16 protein-coding genes are annotated in these 17,887 nt (G+C 57.6%); 5 read left to right on the top strand and 11 right to left on the bottom strand.

The window, feature by feature from the left end; translation table 11 throughout:
- Positions 1-38: 38 nt before the first annotated feature.
- The 6 genes from ftsH to ACFSAG_RS12740 all read right to left on the bottom strand — a co-directional run bounded on the left by ftsH (position 39) and on the right by ACFSAG_RS12740 (position 7,654).
- A complete protein-coding gene (gene ftsH, locus ACFSAG_RS12765; RefSeq protein ID WP_381516165.1) occupies positions 39-1,988 on the bottom strand; it encodes an ATP-dependent zinc metalloprotease FtsH in 1,950 nt (649 codons plus the stop codon).
- Positions 1,989-2,087: 99 nt separating this feature from the next.
- A complete protein-coding gene (gene tilS, locus ACFSAG_RS12760) occupies positions 2,088-3,056 on the bottom strand; it encodes a tRNA lysidine(34) synthetase TilS (protein WP_381515459.1) in 969 nt (322 codons plus the stop codon).
- A gap of 41 nt (positions 3,057-3,097) precedes the next feature.
- Complete coding sequence (locus tag ACFSAG_RS12755) at positions 3,098-4,024, bottom strand: tetratricopeptide repeat protein (protein ID WP_381515456.1); 927 nt, start codon at positions 4,022-4,024, stop codon at positions 3,098-3,100.
- 148 nt (positions 4,025-4,172) lie between these two features.
- On the bottom strand, positions 4,173-5,033 hold the full coding sequence (locus tag ACFSAG_RS12750; protein ID WP_381515453.1) for a helix-turn-helix domain-containing protein: 861 nt from the start codon (positions 5,031-5,033) through the stop codon (positions 4,173-4,175).
- Between the two features lie 108 nt (positions 5,034-5,141).
- The gene (gene ptsP / locus ACFSAG_RS12745; protein WP_374614634.1) at positions 5,142-7,406 is read right to left on the bottom strand and encodes a phosphoenolpyruvate--protein phosphotransferase; all 2,265 of its coding nucleotides are present in this window, start codon (positions 7,404-7,406) and stop codon (positions 5,142-5,144) included.
- 80 nt (positions 7,407-7,486) lie between these two features.
- Positions 7,487-7,654, bottom strand: a complete 168-nt coding sequence (locus ACFSAG_RS12740; RefSeq protein ID WP_381515447.1) for a YdcH family protein — start codon at positions 7,652-7,654, stop codon at positions 7,487-7,489.
- Between the two features lie 198 nt (positions 7,655-7,852).
- Here ACFSAG_RS12740 and ACFSAG_RS12735 point away from each other — a divergent pair, with 198 nt between their 5' ends.
- From ACFSAG_RS12735 to ACFSAG_RS12725, 3 genes are all read left to right on the top strand, one after another.
- Positions 7,853-8,050: a YdcH family protein gene (locus ACFSAG_RS12735; protein WP_374614698.1), complete on the top strand. Its 198-nt coding sequence runs from the start codon at positions 7,853-7,855 to the stop codon at positions 8,048-8,050.
- An 81-nt stretch (positions 8,051-8,131) separates the two neighbouring features.
- Positions 8,132-8,608, top strand: coding sequence for a DUF1465 family protein (locus ACFSAG_RS12730; protein WP_381515444.1), 477 nt, complete (start codon positions 8,132-8,134; stop codon positions 8,606-8,608).
- A gap of 82 nt (positions 8,609-8,690) precedes the next feature.
- On the top strand, positions 8,691-9,752 hold the full coding sequence (locus tag ACFSAG_RS12725; RefSeq protein WP_381515441.1) for a fatty acid desaturase family protein: 1,062 nt from the start codon (positions 8,691-8,693) through the stop codon (positions 9,750-9,752).
- Here ACFSAG_RS12725 and ACFSAG_RS12720 read toward each other — a convergent pair.
- Both ACFSAG_RS12720 and ACFSAG_RS12715 read right to left on the bottom strand, forming a co-directional pair.
- Positions 9,749-11,086 carry a M20/M25/M40 family metallo-hydrolase gene (locus tag ACFSAG_RS12720; protein ID WP_381515438.1) on the bottom strand — a complete coding sequence of 446 codons (1,338 nt, stop codon included), beginning with the start codon at positions 11,084-11,086 and terminating at the stop codon, positions 9,749-9,751. The genes ACFSAG_RS12725 and ACFSAG_RS12720 overlap by 4 nt on opposite strands.
- Positions 11,087-11,094: 8 nt before the next feature.
- A complete protein-coding gene (locus ACFSAG_RS12715; RefSeq protein WP_381515435.1) occupies positions 11,095-12,519 on the bottom strand; it encodes an aldehyde dehydrogenase family protein in 1,425 nt (474 codons plus the stop codon).
- Between the two features lie 205 nt (positions 12,520-12,724).
- Here ACFSAG_RS12715 and ACFSAG_RS12710 point away from each other — a divergent pair, with 205 nt between their 5' ends.
- Both ACFSAG_RS12710 and ACFSAG_RS12705 read left to right on the top strand, forming a co-directional pair.
- Entirely contained in the window at positions 12,725-12,934 is a 210-nt protein-coding gene (locus ACFSAG_RS12710; RefSeq protein ID WP_381515432.1) for a helix-turn-helix transcriptional regulator, read from the top strand.
- Between the two features lies 1 nt (position 12,935).
- Complete coding sequence (locus ACFSAG_RS12705; protein WP_381515429.1) at positions 12,936-13,580, top strand: hypothetical protein; 645 nt, start codon at positions 12,936-12,938, stop codon at positions 13,578-13,580.
- A gap of 67 nt (positions 13,581-13,647) precedes the next feature.
- Here ACFSAG_RS12705 and glnA read toward each other — a convergent pair whose 3' ends face one another.
- The 3 genes from glnA to ACFSAG_RS12690 form a co-directional block, all read right to left on the bottom strand.
- A complete protein-coding gene (gene glnA / locus ACFSAG_RS12700) occupies positions 13,648-15,057 on the bottom strand; it encodes a type I glutamate--ammonia ligase (RefSeq protein WP_374614644.1) in 1,410 nt (469 codons plus the stop codon).
- Positions 15,058-15,127: 70 nt separating this feature from the next.
- Positions 15,128-15,466, bottom strand: coding sequence for a P-II family nitrogen regulator (locus ACFSAG_RS12695; RefSeq protein ID WP_374614646.1), 339 nt, complete (start codon positions 15,464-15,466; stop codon positions 15,128-15,130).
- A 198-nt stretch (positions 15,467-15,664) separates the two neighbouring features.
- On the bottom strand, positions 15,665-17,854 hold the full coding sequence (locus ACFSAG_RS12690) for a PQQ-dependent dehydrogenase, methanol/ethanol family (protein WP_374614647.1): 2,190 nt from the start codon (positions 17,852-17,854) through the stop codon (positions 15,665-15,667).
- Between the last annotated feature and the right edge of the window lie 33 nt (positions 17,855-17,887).

Genomic DNA, 17,887 nt, shown 5'->3' with positions numbered 1-17,887 from the left:
GGATTTGAATCTATTTGGCAAGCTTGACCAGCTGTGTTTCAGGCCCCTTGCGGAGTCGCGCTGCCCACACCGTTGCGCTTGCCGCGCCCGGCTTTGGGAATGGCGTTACCAACCGACGGAATATTGTTCGGTATGGTGGTCTTGGTGCCATCACGCTCAAACTTGCCGGTCTCAAGCAGTTGCTTGATTTCGTCACCCGAAAGTGTCTCGAATTCCAGCAGGGCTTCGGCGAGCAGGTTCAGTTGCTTGCGATGCTTCTTGAGCAAAGCAGTCGCCTTTTCATAGCCACCTTCAACCAGCTTACGGATTTCGGCGTCGATCTTTTTCGCCGTTTCATCCGACATTGCCGTGCGCTGGCTATAGCCATAACCGAGATAGCCATCCTGGCGCTCTTCATATTGCAACGGGCCAAGTTCTTCGGACATGCCCCATTGGGTGACCATGTCGCGGGCAAGCTGGGTCGCATATTGGATATCGCCCGATGCGCCGCTGCTGACCTTGTCATGGCCGAACACAAGTTCTTCGGCAACGCGGCCACCCATGCTGACGGCCAGGTTGGCGTGCATCTTGTCGCGGTGATAGCTGTAGTTATCGCGCTCAGGCAGGCGCATCACCATGCCGAGGGCGCGGCCGCGCGGAATGATGGTCGCCTTGTGGATCGGGTCAGATGCTGGCTCATAGATTGCAACAATGGCGTGGCCGGCCTCGTGATAGGCGGTCATGCGCTTTTCGTCTTCGGTCATGACCATCGACTTGCGCTCGGTGCCCATCATCACCTTGTCCTTGGCGTCCTCAAACTCCTGCATGGCGACAAGCCGTTTGGCGCGGCGCGCTGCCAACAGGGCTGCCTCGTTGACAAGGTTGGCAAGGTCCGCACCCGAAAAGCCGGGCGTGCCGCGTGCAATCACGCGCGGATCGACGTCGGGTGCAAGGGGCACCTTCTTCATATGCACTTCAAGGATCTTGACGCGGCCTTCGATATCGGGACGCGGCACGACGACCTGACGGTCGAACCGGCCCGGGCGCAGCAGCGCAGGGTCGAGGACGTCAGGACGGTTGGTCGCGGCGATGATGATGATGCCTTCATTGGCTTCGAAACCATCCATCTCGACCAGCAACTGGTTGAGCGTCTGTTCGCGTTCGTCATTCTGGTTGCCGAGACCGGCACCGCGGCTGCGACCGACGGCATCGATTTCGTCGATAAAGACGATGCAAGGTGCGTTTTTCTTAGCCTGATCGAACATGTCGCGCACACGGCTGGCGCCGACGCCAACAAACATTTCGACAAAGTCCGAACCCGAAATGGTGAAGAAAGGCACGCCCGCTTCGCCCGCAATCGCGCGTGCCAGCAAGGTCTTACCGGTACCCGGCGAACCGACCAGTAGCGCACCCTTGGGAATCTTGCCGCCCAGGCGGCTGAACTTGTGCGGGTCGCGCAGGAATTCAACGATTTCCTGCAATTCTTCGCGTGCTTCATCGATACCGGCAACATCGTCAAAAGTGACGCGGCCGTGCTTCTCGGTCAGCATCTTGGCCTTGGATTTGCCAAAGCCCATCGCACCGCCGGCGCCGCCGCCCTTCTGCATTTGGCGAAGGACGAAGAAAGCGATGCCGAGGATGAGCAGGAAGGGCAGTGCCTGGTAAAGCAGGATCAACCACAGGCTCGGCTGTTCTTCGGGCTTACCCTGAACATCGACACCCTTTTCATCGAGCAGCTTGTACAGCTCGGTATCGCCTTGGATGGGAACGGTGACGATTTGCTCGCCATTTGAAAGCTCGCCGGTGATGCGGTCGGGCGAAATCGCGACCGACTTTACCTCTCCCGCTTCAATCTTGTCGCGGAAGTTGGAATAGCTGATGCCTGTCGAGGCAGAGCTGCCTCCGCCGCTAAAAATCGAAACCACGAGCAGCAAAGCCACCATGATTCCGGCCCAAATCATCAGATTGCGGGCGAGGGGGTTGCCTTTGGGTTCCTGTTCGTCGTTCATCATGGTCTTCCAATGAAGGGAGAAATATTTGCCTAATGTAGGTCGCAAAAGGTGAATGGCAATATAAGGCTTTTGCCGAAACGTGCGAAAAATCCGATTTCAGTGATGGTTTTGGCCTCTAGGGGGCGCGGGTTGGATACGCCAAAGCGATCCGCCACTGCACAACAGATCGCCAATCGTCATTTTCCCGCCGCTTTGCAGCGTCTCCAGCGCACGATCGATGGTGTCGCCACGAGGCGTGATGCCTGAATCCTGGCTTTGCAGGGCGCGGATCAGCAGCCGTCGTACGAGCTCAATCGGAAGGCCCGATGGATCGAGGGTCGCGCCCTGTTCGGTTGCGACAAGCCGCTCGGGCTCAAGCTTCGCGGCCATCCATTCAAGTGCTTCGTGCGATTGGCGCAATGCCGCCACTGTTCGCGCAATGCGCGTCGCACTCATCAGCGGCGGGGCTGACTGCAACCAGTTGCGCACCTGCACCCGATCGAAATCCTCATTGGCGTTGCTGGGGTCCTCACACGGCACCACGCCTGCTTCGTGGCAGATTCCCAGCAATTGCGCCTTGGTCAATTCCAACAATGGTCGGATGATCCGGCCGTTGCGCTCGCGAATGCCCGAAAGCCCGGCAATGCCGCTGCCCCGGGCAATACGCATCAACAGCGTTTCCAACTGATCGTCGGCATGATGTGCGGTCGCAATCCAATTGAGGTTGTTGGTATCGGCCCAGTATTGCAGCAACTGATAGCGAGCTTCGCGCGCCGCTGACTGGATATTGCCGGTAATCGGCGCCTCAGGCCTCAATATAGAATGCGCAATGCCGCGTTCGGCGCAAAGTTCAGCGACAAAAGCTGCTTCGTCCGCGGCCTCGGGGCGAAGGCCATGGTCAACCGTTGCCGCCATGATGGCTTTCGGGAACGCAGCATGCGCCAACAGCAAAAGGGCAAGGCTATCCGGCCCACCTGACACCGCCAAGCCAATGCAAGGCGAACCTGCCATAGCCGGATTGCCGCCCGTCAACCGGCACGCGGAATCGACGAACAAAGGTAACATGCTGCTGGTTGATCCCGCCATGAAGCAGGATTTAAACCGGCCGCTCGGGCTTGGCTATCGCCTTATTTGCACTTTGCCTTCTTGCGCCCATCGGCGAGACGCGCTGCCAAGCGTCCGCTGGCTTCGGAAGGATAAGCACTAGCAAGTTGGCCGAATGCTTCGCAAGCCTCAGGCGCTTTGCCCAATTGCGCCAGCGCATCACCCAGGAAATAGAGGCTTTCCGGTGCGCGATCACCTTTGGGATCATTTTTATAGTTATCATAGAACACCTTGACTGCGGTCGCAGGCTTTCCGTCGTCAAGCCATGCGCGGCCGAGCAGGTTGCGGGCATAGCTGGCACGTTTGTGCTTCGGGAATTTCGTTACCGTATCCTGTAACTGCACCTGTGCTTCGGGATAGAATTTCGCTTCCCACAGGCGGAACCCGTAGGAGTAGCTGTCTTCAAATGCATCCCCGGTCGAAGGTCGTTCGATTGCGGCAACCGCAGTCGTGCGCGCTGGCGTTGCTTTGGCAACTGGCGCAGGCGTTTTTGCCGGGGTTGCTGCTTTGGGAGCTGGCTCAGTCTTGGCTGGCGCGACGGCAACCTTTGTGTCGGATTCAACTACGGCATTGGTCGCCACAGGCACCGGCTGTTGCACCTTGGCAACTTCAAGCGCGTTGATCCGGGCATCCATTGCCTTGATTGCCACATTCTGCGTTTCGACTTGCCCTGTCAGGGTGGCGAGCTGCGATTCCAGCGCATCGACGCGTGCGATCAGGTCGGTAACTGCGCTGCCGGAAGGTGCTGCCGTGCTGGTCGGCTTGGCTGCGTCAGCCTGGATTTCGGGTTCGAAAAACTTCCCCGCACCATCTGGAAATACCTTACGCTGGACAGCCTTCATTTCTTTTTCGAGCTTGACCACGCGGCCTTCGACATTGGCATCTTGCGCTTGCACAGAGGGAACTGCCGCTGCCACCACCGCTGCAGTAAGGAAATATTTGAAATTCATCACAGCCCTCCCGGCCAACAATCTGGATTCAATGCAATTTTTACAATTGCCACCACTTTGATTACTATAACGGAGGTGGAATCCCGAATAAAGGGCAAGTGGAACTTCCAGCCCAATTCTTGCCAGAAATCTGTGGATGGCTTTCGCCTTATTGTTGGGCTGCACTCTCTGCTGCGGGTCCCGTGCTTGCGCCAGTAGCATTTTGCACTGGTGCAGCCTCGGTCTTACGTGCCAGCAGCGCTGCCGCGCTTATGCCGACATCTGCGATCGACCGTTCACCATTACCAAGCGGCGGAACGGGCTTTCCACCGATTGTCACGTCCAAAACCTGCGGCCGGCCGGTAACGATCATCGGATTGTTGGCATCTTTAGGAACGGTAAAGCTCTCACCGGCCTTCATTTCATTTTCATAGAGCCGGTTGTTCCCTGCGTCGTAAATTTTCAGCCACACGGTTTCGCGCGCAGTAATCACTACCTGGCCGGACGGATCAATTTGCGTCTCGGCTTTGGCCGGGCCTGATTGGTCCTTGATCGGGGCTTCGGCGACGGGCTTTGCAGCATCACCCTCTGCGACGGGCGCCAAGGCAAAGCTGCGCCAGATGAAATAGACAATGATGAGTGCGATGGCGAGAGCCGCCGCCCCCCAGGCAAGCGGGCGCGAAGGCACACGTGCTGGATCGGCTGGTTCATATTCGGGTGTTCGGGCGACGTTTTGATATCCGCCCTCAGCCAGTTCCTGCCTCAATTCGGTAAGAAGAGCGGTTTCATCAAGTCCCAGAGCCTTTGCATAGGACCGGGTGAAGCCGATCGTATAGGTCGAACCGGGAAGCGCCGAATAATTCGAAGCCTCGATAGCTTCGAGATGACGGATGGGAACACGCGTACGCGTAGCAATCTCGGTCAAGGAGAGGCCTGCAGCTTCACGCGCGGCATGCAACTGGCTTCCGACGCTACCAGTTTCGGGCGCAGTCGCCTCTGTTTCGCTATTATCCTGATCGCGATCTTTCACTTAATCGCACTCCAACGACCCGAGAAACCCACTTCTGCCGAGCGGATGCAAGACAATGGCGCTGCTATAACGAAAGTCAATGTTTAAAAGGTCAAAACTTGTATCGTCTCAAGCGATTTCAACGCCTTGGCTTGTTGCCCATTGATTGAGCCTGTCCCTGATATTGCCCGATGGAGATGACAGAATTGTTTCCATTTCCACAGCGATTGCCTCTGAATCAAGTGAACGGACCATCGCCTTGATCGCACCGACCGCTGCGGGAGTGATCGACAGCCTTCGCAGCCCGATGCCAACCAACGCCATGGCTTCGAGCGTCCTGCCACCCATTTCACCACAGACAGTGAGGTCGACCTTATGCTCTTCACAGGCAATAACGATACGGCGGATAAACCGCAAAATGGCCGGGCTCAGCCAATCGTAGCGCTCAGCGAGCCTCGGGTCGGCGCGGTCGGCCGCGAACAGAAACTGGGTCAGGTCGTTGGTGCCGATCGAAAGGAAGTCGATCTTTGGCAACAACAAGTCGAGCATCTCCGCTAAAGCGGGTACTTCCAGCATCGCGCCATAACGGATGCGTGAGGGCAGCTGTTTCTTGCGTGCAGTCAGATATTCCAGCTGTGCCTCAAAAACCTGTTTCGCAGCATCAAACTCCCAAGGTTCCGAAACCATCGGGAACATCACATTGAGGTTACGTCCAGCGGCAGCCTCCAGCAAGGCGCGGGCCTGCGCTTTCATCAGGCCTTCCTGATCGAGCGCAAGGCGCAAGGCGCGCCAGCCCATGGCCGGATTTTCCTCTTCTTCGGAAATATGCTTCAGATAGGGCAGCGCCTTATCTCCGCCCACGTCGATGGTCCGGAAGATGACTGGCTTGTCACCCGCGGCATCAAGCACTTCACGGTAGAATCGCTGCTGCCGCTCACGTTGTGGCAGCGTCGCGGAAATCAGAAACTGGAACTCGGTGCGGAACAGGCCGATACCTTCTGCGCCAGACAAGCCGATGGCCAGTGCATCGTCACGCAGCCCTGCGTTGATCAACAATGCGACCTTTTGCCCGTCCTTGGTGACCGAAGGAACGTCGCGCAGTGCGGCGTAGCGGGCCTTTTTCTTTTGGCGGTCGGCAAGCTCGCTTGAAAATGCCTGCTGGACCGCCGCCGATGGCCTGACGATGACATTTTTTTCATCGACATTGAGAAGCAGCATGTCGCCTTCGCGTATCGTCTGGCGCACGCTCCCCACACGGCCGAGCACGGGAACACCCATTGCCCGAGCAACAATCGTGACATGCGCCGTCAGTGAACCTTCTTCTAGGATAACCCCGCGTAACCGACGCTTGTCATATTCGAGCAATTCGGCCGGACCGAGGTTGCGCGCAACGAGGATCGAGTCTTGCTTGAGGCCCAACTGGGCCGCAGTCCCCATCTGGCCGGAAACAATGCGCAGCAGTCGGTTCGACAGATCCTCCAGATCGTGCATGCGATCAGCGAGCAGGGGATCGTCAATCTGACGCATCCGCATGCGGGTGCGCTGCTGGACGCGCTCGATGGCGGCTTCTGCGGTCAGGCCGCTGTCGATCGCTTCGTTGATGCGCCGCGACCAGCCTTCGTCATAGGCGAACATCTTGTAGGTATCGAGGATCTCCTCATGCTCCCCACCCGCACCGAATTCGGCCATGTTCGCCATGCGGTCGATCTGCTCGCGCATCTTGTCGAACGCGGAATAGACGCGTGCGCGCTCGGCCTCGGTATCCTCCGCCATTGTGTGTTCGATGCGCACATTGGGCTGGTGGAAAATGGCGATACCCGCTGCCGCACCCGATACCAATGGCAGGCCGTTCAGCACGGCAGTGCCGGTCTGGCCGCTGCCGATGGTGCCAGCTTCGTCGATCAGGCCGGCATTGGCGATCAGTTCCGAAAGCACCATCGCGGTTGTCTGCAACGCCTCGATCTCGACTTCGGCATATTTGCGCGGCTCGGCGTGCTGGACCGCGAGCACGCCCACCGCCCGTTCGGAACGGACGATCGGCACACCGGCAAAGCTGTGAAAGCGTTCTTCTCCCGTCTCGGGCATATATCGGAATGCCGGATGCGCTGCAGCTTCATCGAGGTTCAGCGTTTCGACATTGTCGGCAATCGTTCCAACAAGTCCTTCGCCAAAGCCCAGTTTGGTGACGTGCACAGCGTCCTGATTCAGACCGCGCGTTGCAAAAAGTTCGAGAACACCATCGCGCAGCAGATAGATCGAGCAAACCTCACTCGACAGCGCCTCACCGATGATATTGACCACTTGGTTCAGCTTTGCCTGCGCGTGATTTCCCGAAGCCATCACTTCGTGAAGGCCGGTCAATATGTTGCGTGCGGCTATGGCTGCGCTTTCCATGCCACCCGGTTAGCAGATGGCATGGGCGCACGCGATACCCGATACAGGCTCGCAGCAAAAAATTACGTATGCAGTCGGGTTTAAACCGAGGCTAACTCCTGTGCCATCGCGTCTTTCAACTGCAATTTCTGCTTTTTGATGCGGTGTATCAAATCATCGTCTGGAAATGGCCGGGTTTCTTCTTTTTCAAGCTGCGCTTCGAGTTCGGCATGTTTCAGGCGCAGGGCCGACAGATGATTTTCACTCACCGCTATCTCCTTCTGGCTTGTCGCCCGGAGAGCCGATTCATTTCGACTCACCAGAGCCAAGACGGAAAGTAGAACATGTTTTCCACAGCCTGTCTCGCGAAAAAGCATCCACTTTGCCGCAGGTGATTTTCGTTCTGGCGACACGGGGCCAGGGTGGCTATCAGGGTTGGATTACAAGTTGTTATGAACCGGGGCGCCATGAACGACGAGGGTATCCGTCAGCAGATTGAATTGCTTAAGATCGAACACCGCGATCTTGACGATGCGATTACTGCGCTCCAGGCCAATCCAGTGTCGGATCAACTGCAAATTGCGCGGCTGAAGAGGAAGAAACTGGCCCTGAAAGACAGGATTGGCGTGCTTGAGGATCAATTGATCCCGGATATCATCGCATAAACACGGCATGTTCTGGTTAACGTTCCTTTATGGAACATTTTCAGGAATGCAGTGGAAAAGTGGTAAATCTTGCTGACAGCGGTGGAGTCGGTTTGGCATGGGCATTTGATGCATGCGCCGCAGTACCAAATAACGCCCAAGCTGATTGACGGTCTTTACACCGAAGCGATGGTGCTGGCCGATGAGGCGCGTTCCTATTTCGACAGTGATCGCGCGCGCGAAATCTCACCCGCGGATGTCGCAGTCGCCTTTTCCTGCGAATCCCTGAAGGTTACGACCCGGCTGATGCATGTCATTGCATGGTTGCTGAATCAGAAAGCCATTCGAGCGGGGGAAATCCATGCGTCGGATATCATGCGCGAGTTGGATGAGCTGGGCTATGCTCCGGCGACCGATGATTGGATGGTGCAGCGCATGCCCGAAGAGGCGCGTACCCTGATCATGGCCAGCGAAGACCTGTACTATCGCGTGCAACGGATCAGCAGCCATATCTATGCGGAGCAGGAAAACACACCGATGCCGCACCGGATGATCGAGCGGTTGCGCCAGAATTTCTGAGTTTCGCAGCGATTACTCAAATCGGAAAGATTTGCAATTCACGGGGCGTGACGTTGCGGCTTTGACCGATTATATGGCCCGCATGGAACAAGTGACAGTAGCGAAGGCAAAGTCAGTCGAGGATAATGAACTTATCCGTGAAGCTGCTGCCCTGACGCGCGAATTCAGCGTTGCAAAACCCGGCATTTACTGGCCTGATTTTCTGGGCTCGGCCTTGCTCGGCTATGCGGGTCTTTATTTTACGATTGCCGGTTCGTCACTGGCCATCCAACTCGCTGGTGCGGCCGTGGCCATCACCTTCCTGTATCGCGCTGCGCTGTTTATCCATGAAATTACGCATATGAAGCGTGATCATGTGCCCGGGTTCCGCTGGGTCTGGAATTTCCTTGTTGGCATCCCGATGCTGATTCCGTCCTTCACCTATGAAGATACCCACAACCAGCACCATTCGAAGATGCGCTACGGAACCGACCGCGATCCGGAATATTTGCCGCTGGCGTTAATGAAGCCGCACATGCTGGTTTTCTTCATGCTGGTCGCCGCCCTGGGTTCGATTGGGTTTCTGGTGCGTTTCGCGATCCTGTCACCGTTATCGCTGATAAGCCCTTGGATTCGCCGCGAGACCGTTGCGCGTTTTTCGACCTTGTCGATCAACCCTTCCTATCGGCGCGCGATGCCCGAAGGCGAATTCCGCCGTGACTGGATCATCATGGAAACCGGTGCGGCGGTCTGGTCAATTGGAATATTGACCGCCGTTTTCATTGGCTGGATCCCGGTCAAGGCCTTCCTCATCTATCTTGCAATTGTGGCCGCCGCTTTGGTGCTGAACCAGGTTCGCACACTCGTCGCCCATCTGTGGGAAAATGATGGCGAGGTGCTGAGCGTCACCGAGCAATATCTCGACAGCGTCAACGTACCGCCGCCGGGCATCATGGGTGAATTCTGGGCCCCGGTGGGCCTGCGCTATCACGCGCTCCACCATCTGGTACCCAGCGTGCCGTACCACGCGCTACCCGAGGTGCATCGCCGTCTTGCGGCGAAGTTCGGCAATGGCAGCAATTACGACAAGGCCAATTACCCCAATCTCCGCGGCTTGCTGTCGCGATTGGTGGCCTCGTCCTTCCGGGGTGGCAAGGCGGTTTAGTTCGCCTTTTCTTTGCTCAAACGCGACATCAGGATGGCGGCGCGTTTTGCCTGCCGTTTGATGCTGTCGAGATCGACGGTTTCACCGGGTGCATGATCGCCACGGCTGTAGGTACCAAGACCGGCGAGGCCATCGACATCATTGGCGACAAAGCTGATATCGCCCGCGCCGCGTTTCAGCGGATCCAGCGCGGGCATCTCGGCCAGCCCCATGTCACGGTTTACGCCGTTCAGCCTGTCGAGCAGCGCCCTGTTTCCAGCCGTTGGCGCCATTGCCGGATAGGCGCCGGGATCGAAGCTGATTTTGGCGCTGGTTTTCGGCGCGGATTCAGAGACGATCTGCAGCATCTTGGCGCGAACGCGCGCCGATTGTTCTTCGGAAAGCGTCCGGAAGTCGCCCCGCGCATAGGCGATGCCGGGAATGATATTGGTCTTGCCTGCGGCAGTGGCCCGAATGCCACTGGCGTCGAGCGCAGCTTCCTGCCCGGCAGCGATCAACCCGACATTAAATGTCAGATTTGGTTCGGGCAATTCTGTGCGGAAGCGGTGCAATATGCGGGCGAGTTCAAACGCCGCGCCATCGCCATAGGTGTTGCTGAAAATCAGCGAGCTGTGACCGGTGACGCCGCTGACCTCCAGCTTCCAGCTGTTTGAAGACCGCCGCGCGATCGAGCCCATGTCGCGCCCCTCATCGCGGACCAGTCCCTCAAAATCCAATGCGACATCGGCGCGCTTGCCGGCCTCTATCAACGGCCCGCGCGTCACTTCAATCGGATCGCCGGCATCTTCTTCGTCGCCGGTCATGTGGATTTCGATATTGGCGTCTTTAAGCGTTCCAGCCGCCTGCATAGCGCGAAGTGCAGCGACGATGACGGTCATTCCACCCTTGTCATCTCCCGCGCCCGGTCCTTCGGCCTCGTCGGTCGAGCCTGCTTTTATGCGGACAAATTTCTGGAAGGGGCTATCGGGTTCAAAGACGGTATCTAGATGCGCAATCAGCAAGAGGCGTTTGGTGCCTTTCTTGCCGTTTTTGGTCGCGACGAGGTGCGCGGATCGGCCGGCAGCGGCCATATCGATCCATTCAACCTTGAAACCCAGCGGTTCCAGTTCGGCGCGCATCATCTCACCGACGGTGCGCACGCCTTCGAAATTCATTGTACCCGAATTCTGGTTGACCAGTTTCTCGAGCAGCGCAACCGACCGCTCATATTCGGCGTCGACAGTTGCAACCATTTTGGCCTCGGCCTTGTTCAACTGCGCAGTCGCCGGGGCTGAAAAGGCGAGCGCCAGCCCCGCACCCATGAGGGCGAGGGACTGGCGCACATTTTTCGTCATGTGAAAGCTCATGCAGGCAGGCCGCTGATCGCTTTCACTTCCATGAAGTCCTTGAGACCGAACAGGCCGGCTTCACGGCCATTGCCCGACTGCTTGTAGCCACCAAAAGGTGCGCCGGGTGCGGGGCCCCAATTGTTGATGGCAACCATGCCGGCACGCAGCTTCGGTGCCACTTCAGCCGCCTTGGCAGGATCGCCCGAAACAACCGCAGACAAGCCATATTCGGTGTCGTTGGCGATTTCGATTGCCTGATCGAGATCCTCATAGGCCATGATGGTCGCGACCGGGCCGAAAACCTCTTCCTTGGCGATGCGCATGTTGGGCGTGACGCCCGAGAATACGGTCGGCTTGATGTAATAGCCGCGGTTGAGATCGGCCGGACGATCGGTGCCACCGGTTTCCAGCGTAGCGCCTTCGTCGATGGCTGACTGGATCAGCCCCTGGATCTTCTCATATTGAGCCTTGTTCACGACAGGGCCGATATGCGCGCCTTCCTGTAGAGGATCGCCAACCTTGGTGCCTTCAAACATCGCTTTGACGAAGTTTGCAGCTTCCTTTGCGCGATCCTTCTGAACGAGGATGCGGGTCGGCGCGATGCAGCTCTGGCCGCTGTTGATGAGGACGCCCTGCACGGTCGGCGGCAGGACTTCTTCAAACTTGGCATCGGGAAGCACGACGTTGGGCGATTTGCCGCCCAGTTCCTGATGGACGCGCTTCACGGTATCGGCAGCTGCCTTTGCAACAAGGATACCTGCACGGGTCGAACCGGTGAAGCTGACCATGTCGATTCCCGGATGGGCCGAAATCGCCGCACCTACGGTTGGGCCGTCACCCTGAACGAGGTTGAACACACCCGGCGGAACGCCAGCGGCATCCATCACTTCAGCAAAGATCGCCGCGTTGCCGGGGCATTCTTCCGAAGGCTTCAGCACCATGGTGTTGCCTGCTGCGATGCAAGGCGCAACCTTGAGTGCGATCTGGTTCAGCGGCCAGTTCCACGGCGTGATCATGCCAACGACGCCGATCGGCTCGTACACAACAGTGTTCGCGCCATGCTGTTCCTTGAACGAAAACTGTTCAAGCGCAGGAAGGGTGCCAAGGAAGCCGCCAAGGCCGGCCGGGGCCTGCGCCATCGTTGCGAAGCTGACAGGCGCACCCATTTCGGCTGCCATCGATTTGGCGAAGTCGGGGATCCGCTTCTTATACTCTTCGATGATGCGGTTCATCAGCGCGATCCGCTCTTCACGGCTCGTCTGGCTGAAGGTCTTGAATGCCTCGCGCGCTGCTGCGACTGCAGCGTCAACATCAGCCTGGGTGCCAAGGGTAATCTCGGTGCAGGGCTCTTCGGTCGAGGGGCTGATCACTTCGTGGCGCTTGCCGCCGATGCTGTCGACCCATTTGCCGTTGATATAATGCTTCAGATAGCTGTCCATGTCTCTCTCCTTAAATCCCAGCGAGTCGCAAAAGCGAAGCTTGGGTTTTGATTTGGGACTTTTTGAGCCAAGGTCAACTGGCGTTTCAATCGCACGATTAAAATTCAGGGCAGACTGTGCTGACGGCCGAGGACGTACTGTAAAGAGCTCTTGACATCCGAAATCGTGGACTGTAAAGAGCTCTTGACACAAAGGAGTGGCAATCTTGGAAAACCGTTTGAAGGAATTCCGTGAAAGTGCAGGGTGGAGCCAGGGTGAACTAGCCCGACGCCTTGGCGTATCGCGGCAGACGATCAATGCGGTCGAGACCGACAAATATGACCCAAGCCTGCCACTGGCACTCAGGATGGCAAAACTTTTCGCCTGCCAGGTGCCTGACCTTTTCATCGATCATTGGGAAGCTGAGGTAGATTGAAATGACGCGCAGTACAGTTGACGAGAACAGCCGCAAACTTCGCAAACTCTTTGTGCAGCTGGTATCCGGCGCGCTGGTTGGAGGGGTCATCGGTTATTTCGGTATGAGCCAGCTTGATCCGAAGGCGATGCAAGTCGACCAGATCCTCACCAGCGGAGTCGGGATAATCTACCTCCTGACCGGCGGGATAGTCGGGCTGGGCTTGCTGTCGCCGAAATTGGGTTCAAAGTTCCTGAATGTCGAAGATGCTGAGGAAATCAGCGAGCAGCGGCGCGTGCTAACAGGTTCAACCATCTCGATGGTGGCTTTGGGTCTGGCGCTGATTGCTTTGGCGAATGCCGGGCCGGATCGCGCGATATCGCCAACAATGGGCTTTCTTGCAATTGTAGTGGCACTGTTTGTCTCGGTCGTGGTTTCGTTCCGCGACTGGAAATTTTATGACGAGATGATGCGCGGCCTCAGCCGCGACGCTGGCAATATTGCATTTTGCATAGTCGGCTCGGTCATTTTGCTCTGGGGCGCTGCTGCTTCCATCGGCATGGCGGTCACACCGACGCCGCTGATGCTGGTTTCACTGGTGAGCGGGGGCCTTTTGCTTGCGGCCTTTGTTGCAGCCGGCCGTGCTGGTTTGATGATGCCGCGATAGGGAAAGGCAAGCAAAAAGGCGCCCGGATTGCTCCGGACGCCTTTCGATTGCGGCATGCCCCCCAGCTTTAGCCGCTGTAATACATGTCGAATTCGACCGGTGACGGGGTGGTTTCCCAACGGGTCACTTCGTCCCACTTCAGTTCGATATACGCTTCGATCTGATCCTTGCTGAAGACATCGCCTTCGAGGAGGAAGTCGTGGTCTGCAGCGAGGCTGTCGAGCGCTTCACGCAGGCTTCCGCAAACGGTCGGAACCTTGGCGAGCTCTGCCGGCGGCAGGTCGTACAGATTCTTGTCCATCGCGTCGCCGGGGTGGATCTTGTTACGGATGCCGTCGAGGCCCGCCATCAACAGTGCCGAATAGCACAGATAGGGGTTGGCGAGGGCATCGGGGAAGCGGAATTCAACGCGCTTTGCCTTGTCGCCGGTGCCGTAAGGAATGCGGCACGAAGCCGAACGGTTGCGGCTTGAATAAGCGAGCAACACGGGGGCTTCAAAGCCCGGCACCAGGCGCTTGTAGCTGTTGGTGGTCGGGTTGGTGAAGGCGTTAAGCGCTTTGGCGTGCTTGATGACGCCGCCGATGAAGTACAGGCACATTTCCGAAAGGCCTGCATAGCCATTGCCTGCGAACAGCGGCTTGCCGCCCTTCCAGATCGAAATGTGGGTGTGCATGCCCGAGCCGTTGTCCGACTTGATTGGCTTCGGCATGAAGGTTGCGGTCTTGCCATAGGCATGGGCAACCTGGTGCACGACATACTTATAGATCTGCATGCGGTCGGCGGTCTGCACCAGCGTGCCGAAGGTCAGGCCAAGCTCATGCTGGGCGGCAGCAACTTCGTGGTGATGCTTGTCGCAGGGCAGGCCCATTTCGAGCATGGTGGTGACCATCTCGCCGCGAATGTCGACAGCGCTGTCGACCGGAGCAACGGGGAAATAGCCGCCCTTGGCGCGCGGACGATGGGCAAGGTTGCCGGTTTCATACGAACGACCGGTGTTGGTCGGCAGTTCGATATCGTCGATGCGGAAACCCGAACCGTCATAACCATCATAGAAGGTCACGTCGTCGAACATGAAGAACTCTGCTTCGGGGCCGACATAGACGGTGTCACCAATGCCGGTTGCCTTCAGATAGGCTTCGGCGCGCTTCGCGGTCGAACGCGGGTCGCGGGCATAGAGTTCACCGGTCGAAGGCTCGACGATGTCGCAGTTGATGATCATCATCGGCGTCGCGCTGAACGGGTCCATATAGACCGAGTCCAGGTCAGGACGCAGGATCATGTCGGATTCATTGATCGCCTTCCAACCTTCGATCGACGAACCGTCGAACATCAGGCCGTCTTCGAGTTCATCTTCGCCGAGCACGCCAGCGCACATGGTGAGGTGCTGCCACTTGCCCTTCGGGTCGGTGAAACGCAGGTCTACCCACTCGACATCATTTTCCTTGATCTGTTTCAGTACGTCCTTGGCTGAAGCCATGATGCTTTCCTTCTTTGACTTGGATTGTTTGGATTTGCCCGATTTTGTTTTTTGGGCGGATTTCTTGGGTTTAGACGGCATCGCTGTCGCGTTCACCGGTGCGGATACGCAGGGCGGTTTCGACCGGGATAACAAAAATCTTGCCATCGCCGATGCGGCCGGTTTGCGCGGCTGCCGCGATCGCTTCGACCACACGCTCGGCGAGGGCATCGTCAACCACGACTTCAAGCTTCACCTTGGGCAGGAAATCGACGACATATTCGGCACCACGATACAGTTCGGTATGGCCCTTCTGGCGGCCAAAGCCCTTTGCCTCGGTCACGGTGATGCCCGAAACGCCAACTTCGTGCAGCGCTTCCTTCACTTCGTCGAGCTTGAACGGTTTGATGATCGCTTCGATCTTTTTCATGGCTTTCCCCATTTTGGCGCAGCGCTGAAACCCGCGCGCGCGAGTGTAATGGCGCAACCTTATCAAGGATCGTGCCAGTTTGTGTTTTAGAGCGAGGCGCAGTTAGTTGCGGAAAAAGCAAAGCCCCGCGCGGTAAAGGCGCGGGGCTTGCTCATTTTATGCTGCCTATTTTTTAGGCAGATGCCAGATTCATGGGCATCATTTGCGGCTGACTTTGAACTTCGCGTCATTGGCTTTTGCGAAGTGCGCGCGGCTGACGAGATAGGCACGGATCGCTTCCACCTCTTCGGGCTTCAACACGGGTTTGAAGCTGGCCATGCCGTTCTTCGCAAGGATGCCGTCATAGACGATCGACTTGAAGGTTGCCGCGTCGGCAATGGTTCCCGATTTGCGAAGATCGGGAAGTACACCAGATCCCACTGCACCCGGGGCGTGGCAAACCAGGCAATAGCGCTGATAGTTGGATTGACCTGCTGCGATCAGTTCCGGGCTGCCGAATTGTGCCGGTGGATTCCAGACCCATTCTTCCGCGGGCGGCAGAGGGGGCAGCTTGCCCTTGGCGCCCAGTTTGAGCACCACCAGGCGCGGTATATTGGGAACCTCCTGGCTCGCACCCGAGACATAACCCGAAACCAGCGGGAAGGCGCCGCCCTTGCTGGTCATGAAGGCGACATATTGCTCGCCATCGACCAGATAGGTCGAAGCACCGGTCAGCACGCCTGATTGCACATCAAGGCTGTAGAGCAACTTACCAGTATCAGCGGCGTAGGCGTTGAACTTGCCCATGGCATCACCTTGGAAAACAAGGTTGCCTGCCGTGGTCATCGTGCCGCCATTCCACGGGGTGGGATAGTTGACGGTCCACTGCGCCTTGCCGGTTTTCGGGTTGAACGCGACCAACTGGCCTGTGGTCACCGCCTGGATCGCCTTCACCATGTTGAAGTCGTCGGGCACGTCTGCGGTTGCAATTGCACCGCCGGTGTTGAAGCCCATCGAGCTACGGCCCTGCTCGTTCGGCGCCATTGGAGGCATATAGGCCCCACCCAATTGCTGGGCCGGGATGTATACCAGGCCCGTGGCCGGGTTGTAGCTCATCGGATGCCAGTTGTGTGCACCCAGCGCAGACGGGTTCGCCATGTAAAGCTTGCCGGTCTTTTCATAACGCGCTTCGGGATTTTCGATCGGGCGACCCGTGGCAAGGTCATAGCCTGTTGCCCAGGTGATGCCGCTGATGAACGGATTGGCCGAGAGCAATTTGCCGTTGGTCCGATCAATCGTGAAGAAGAAGCCGTTCTTCGGCGCGTGGTACAGCACCTTCACATCCTTGCCATCGCGCTTTTCATTGGCGAGGATGATCGGCTGGGTAGCCGTGTAATCCCAGCTTTCGGCCGGGGTTTCCTGATAGTGCCATTTATACTCGCCCGTATCGGGATCAAGCGCGACGATGGACGAGAGGAACAGGTTGTCACCTTCGCTGTTCGAACGGATGCCGTGGTTCCACGGGTTGCCGTTGCCGACGCCTAGGTAAAGCTGGTCCAGCTCATGATCGTAAACGATCGCGTCCCAAACTGTGCCGCCACCGCCAGATTCCCGCCAGTCATGCTTTTTGGGTTCCTTGCTCCACGTGTCGTAGGCAAGTTCCTTCATCACCTTGTCGCTGGCGGCGTTGTCGGGTTCGCCCTTGGGGTTTGGCACGGTGTAGAAACGCCAGACCTGCTTGCCGGTATCTACATTGTAGGCAGTCACAAAGCCGCGCGCGCCGAATTCGGAGCCGCCATTGCCGATGATTACTTTATCCTTCACGACGCGCGGGAAGCCGGTGATCGTACCGTTCGACTTGGGATCGAGAGTCTGTACTGACCAGATTTCCCCGCCGGTCTTGGCATCAAGCGCGATCAGGCGGCCATCGATGGTGCCGACGAAAAGCTTGCCTTTCCAGAAGGCGACGCCGCGGTTGACGACGTCGCAGCACGCTTTCACGCCCCGTGCCTTGTCCACGCCGGGGTCGAACTGCCACAAAGGCTTGCCGGTTTTTGCCTCGAAAGCGAAAACCTTGGACCAAGGGCCGGTTACATAGAGCGTGCCGTCTACTTCGACCGGGGTCGATTCATGGCCGCGCGCATCGGGCATGTCGGCAAACCAGGCAATGCCGAGTTCGGAGACATTCTTGTCGTTGATCTGCGTGAGCGGGCTGTGGCGTTGTTCGCCATAGCTATAAGCCGGGAAAGCCCAGTCATCGCCATTGCCACCAGTTTTCAGAAATTCGCCGTCAATCTTGGCAAATTCAGGGTCTTTCGCCCCCGGATTATTATCTGCCAACTTGCAGCCAGTTACCGCCAGGGCAGCCAGACCAGCAACCACCAGCAACGAATTACGCCCAAAACGCATCGCTTCTCTCTCCCGATTTAATCCCTCGATTAA

The organism is Sphingorhabdus buctiana (assembly GCF_042680825.1).
GTDB lineage: Bacteria > Pseudomonadota > Alphaproteobacteria > Sphingomonadales > Sphingomonadaceae > Sphingorhabdus_B > Sphingorhabdus_B buctiana.
The sequence above is the reverse complement of the archived record's forward strand: the minus strand, read 5'-3'. Positions and strand labels throughout refer to the sequence as shown.

Bases quoted from the DNA above. Each gene is read 5' to 3' on its own strand.
- ftsH (WP_381516165.1), bottom strand. From the start codon at position 1,988: ATGAACGACGAACAGGAACCCAAAGGCAACCCCCTCGCCCGCAATCTG.
- tilS (WP_381515459.1), bottom strand. From the start codon at position 3,056: ATGGCGGGATCAACCAGCAGCATGTTACCTTTGTTCGTCGATTCCGCG.
- ACFSAG_RS12755 (WP_381515456.1), bottom strand. From the start codon at position 4,024: ATGAATTTCAAATATTTCCTTACTGCAGCGGTGGTGGCAGCGGCAGTT.
- ptsP (WP_374614634.1), bottom strand. From the start codon at position 7,406: ATGGAAAGCGCAGCCATAGCCGCACGCAACATATTGACCGGCCTTCAC.
- ACFSAG_RS12735 (WP_374614698.1), top strand. From the start codon at position 7,853: ATGAACGACGAGGGTATCCGTCAGCAGATTGAATTGCTTAAGATCGAA.
- ACFSAG_RS12725 (WP_381515441.1), top strand. From the start codon at position 8,691: ATGGAACAAGTGACAGTAGCGAAGGCAAAGTCAGTCGAGGATAATGAA.
- ACFSAG_RS12720 (WP_381515438.1), bottom strand. From the start codon at position 11,086: ATGACGAAAAATGTGCGCCAGTCCCTCGCCCTCATGGGTGCGGGGCTG.
- ACFSAG_RS12715 (WP_381515435.1), bottom strand. From the start codon at position 12,519: ATGGACAGCTATCTGAAGCATTATATCAACGGCAAATGGGTCGACAGC.
- ACFSAG_RS12705 (WP_381515429.1), top strand. From the start codon at position 12,936: ATGACGCGCAGTACAGTTGACGAGAACAGCCGCAAACTTCGCAAACTC.
- glnA (WP_374614644.1), bottom strand. From the start codon at position 15,057: ATGGCTTCAGCCAAGGACGTACTGAAACAGATCAAGGAAAATGATGTC.
- ACFSAG_RS12695 (WP_374614646.1), bottom strand. From the start codon at position 15,466: ATGAAAAAGATCGAAGCGATCATCAAACCGTTCAAGCTCGACGAAGTG.
- ACFSAG_RS12690 (WP_374614647.1), bottom strand. From the start codon at position 17,854: ATGCGTTTTGGGCGTAATTCGTTGCTGGTGGTTGCTGGTCTGGCTGCC.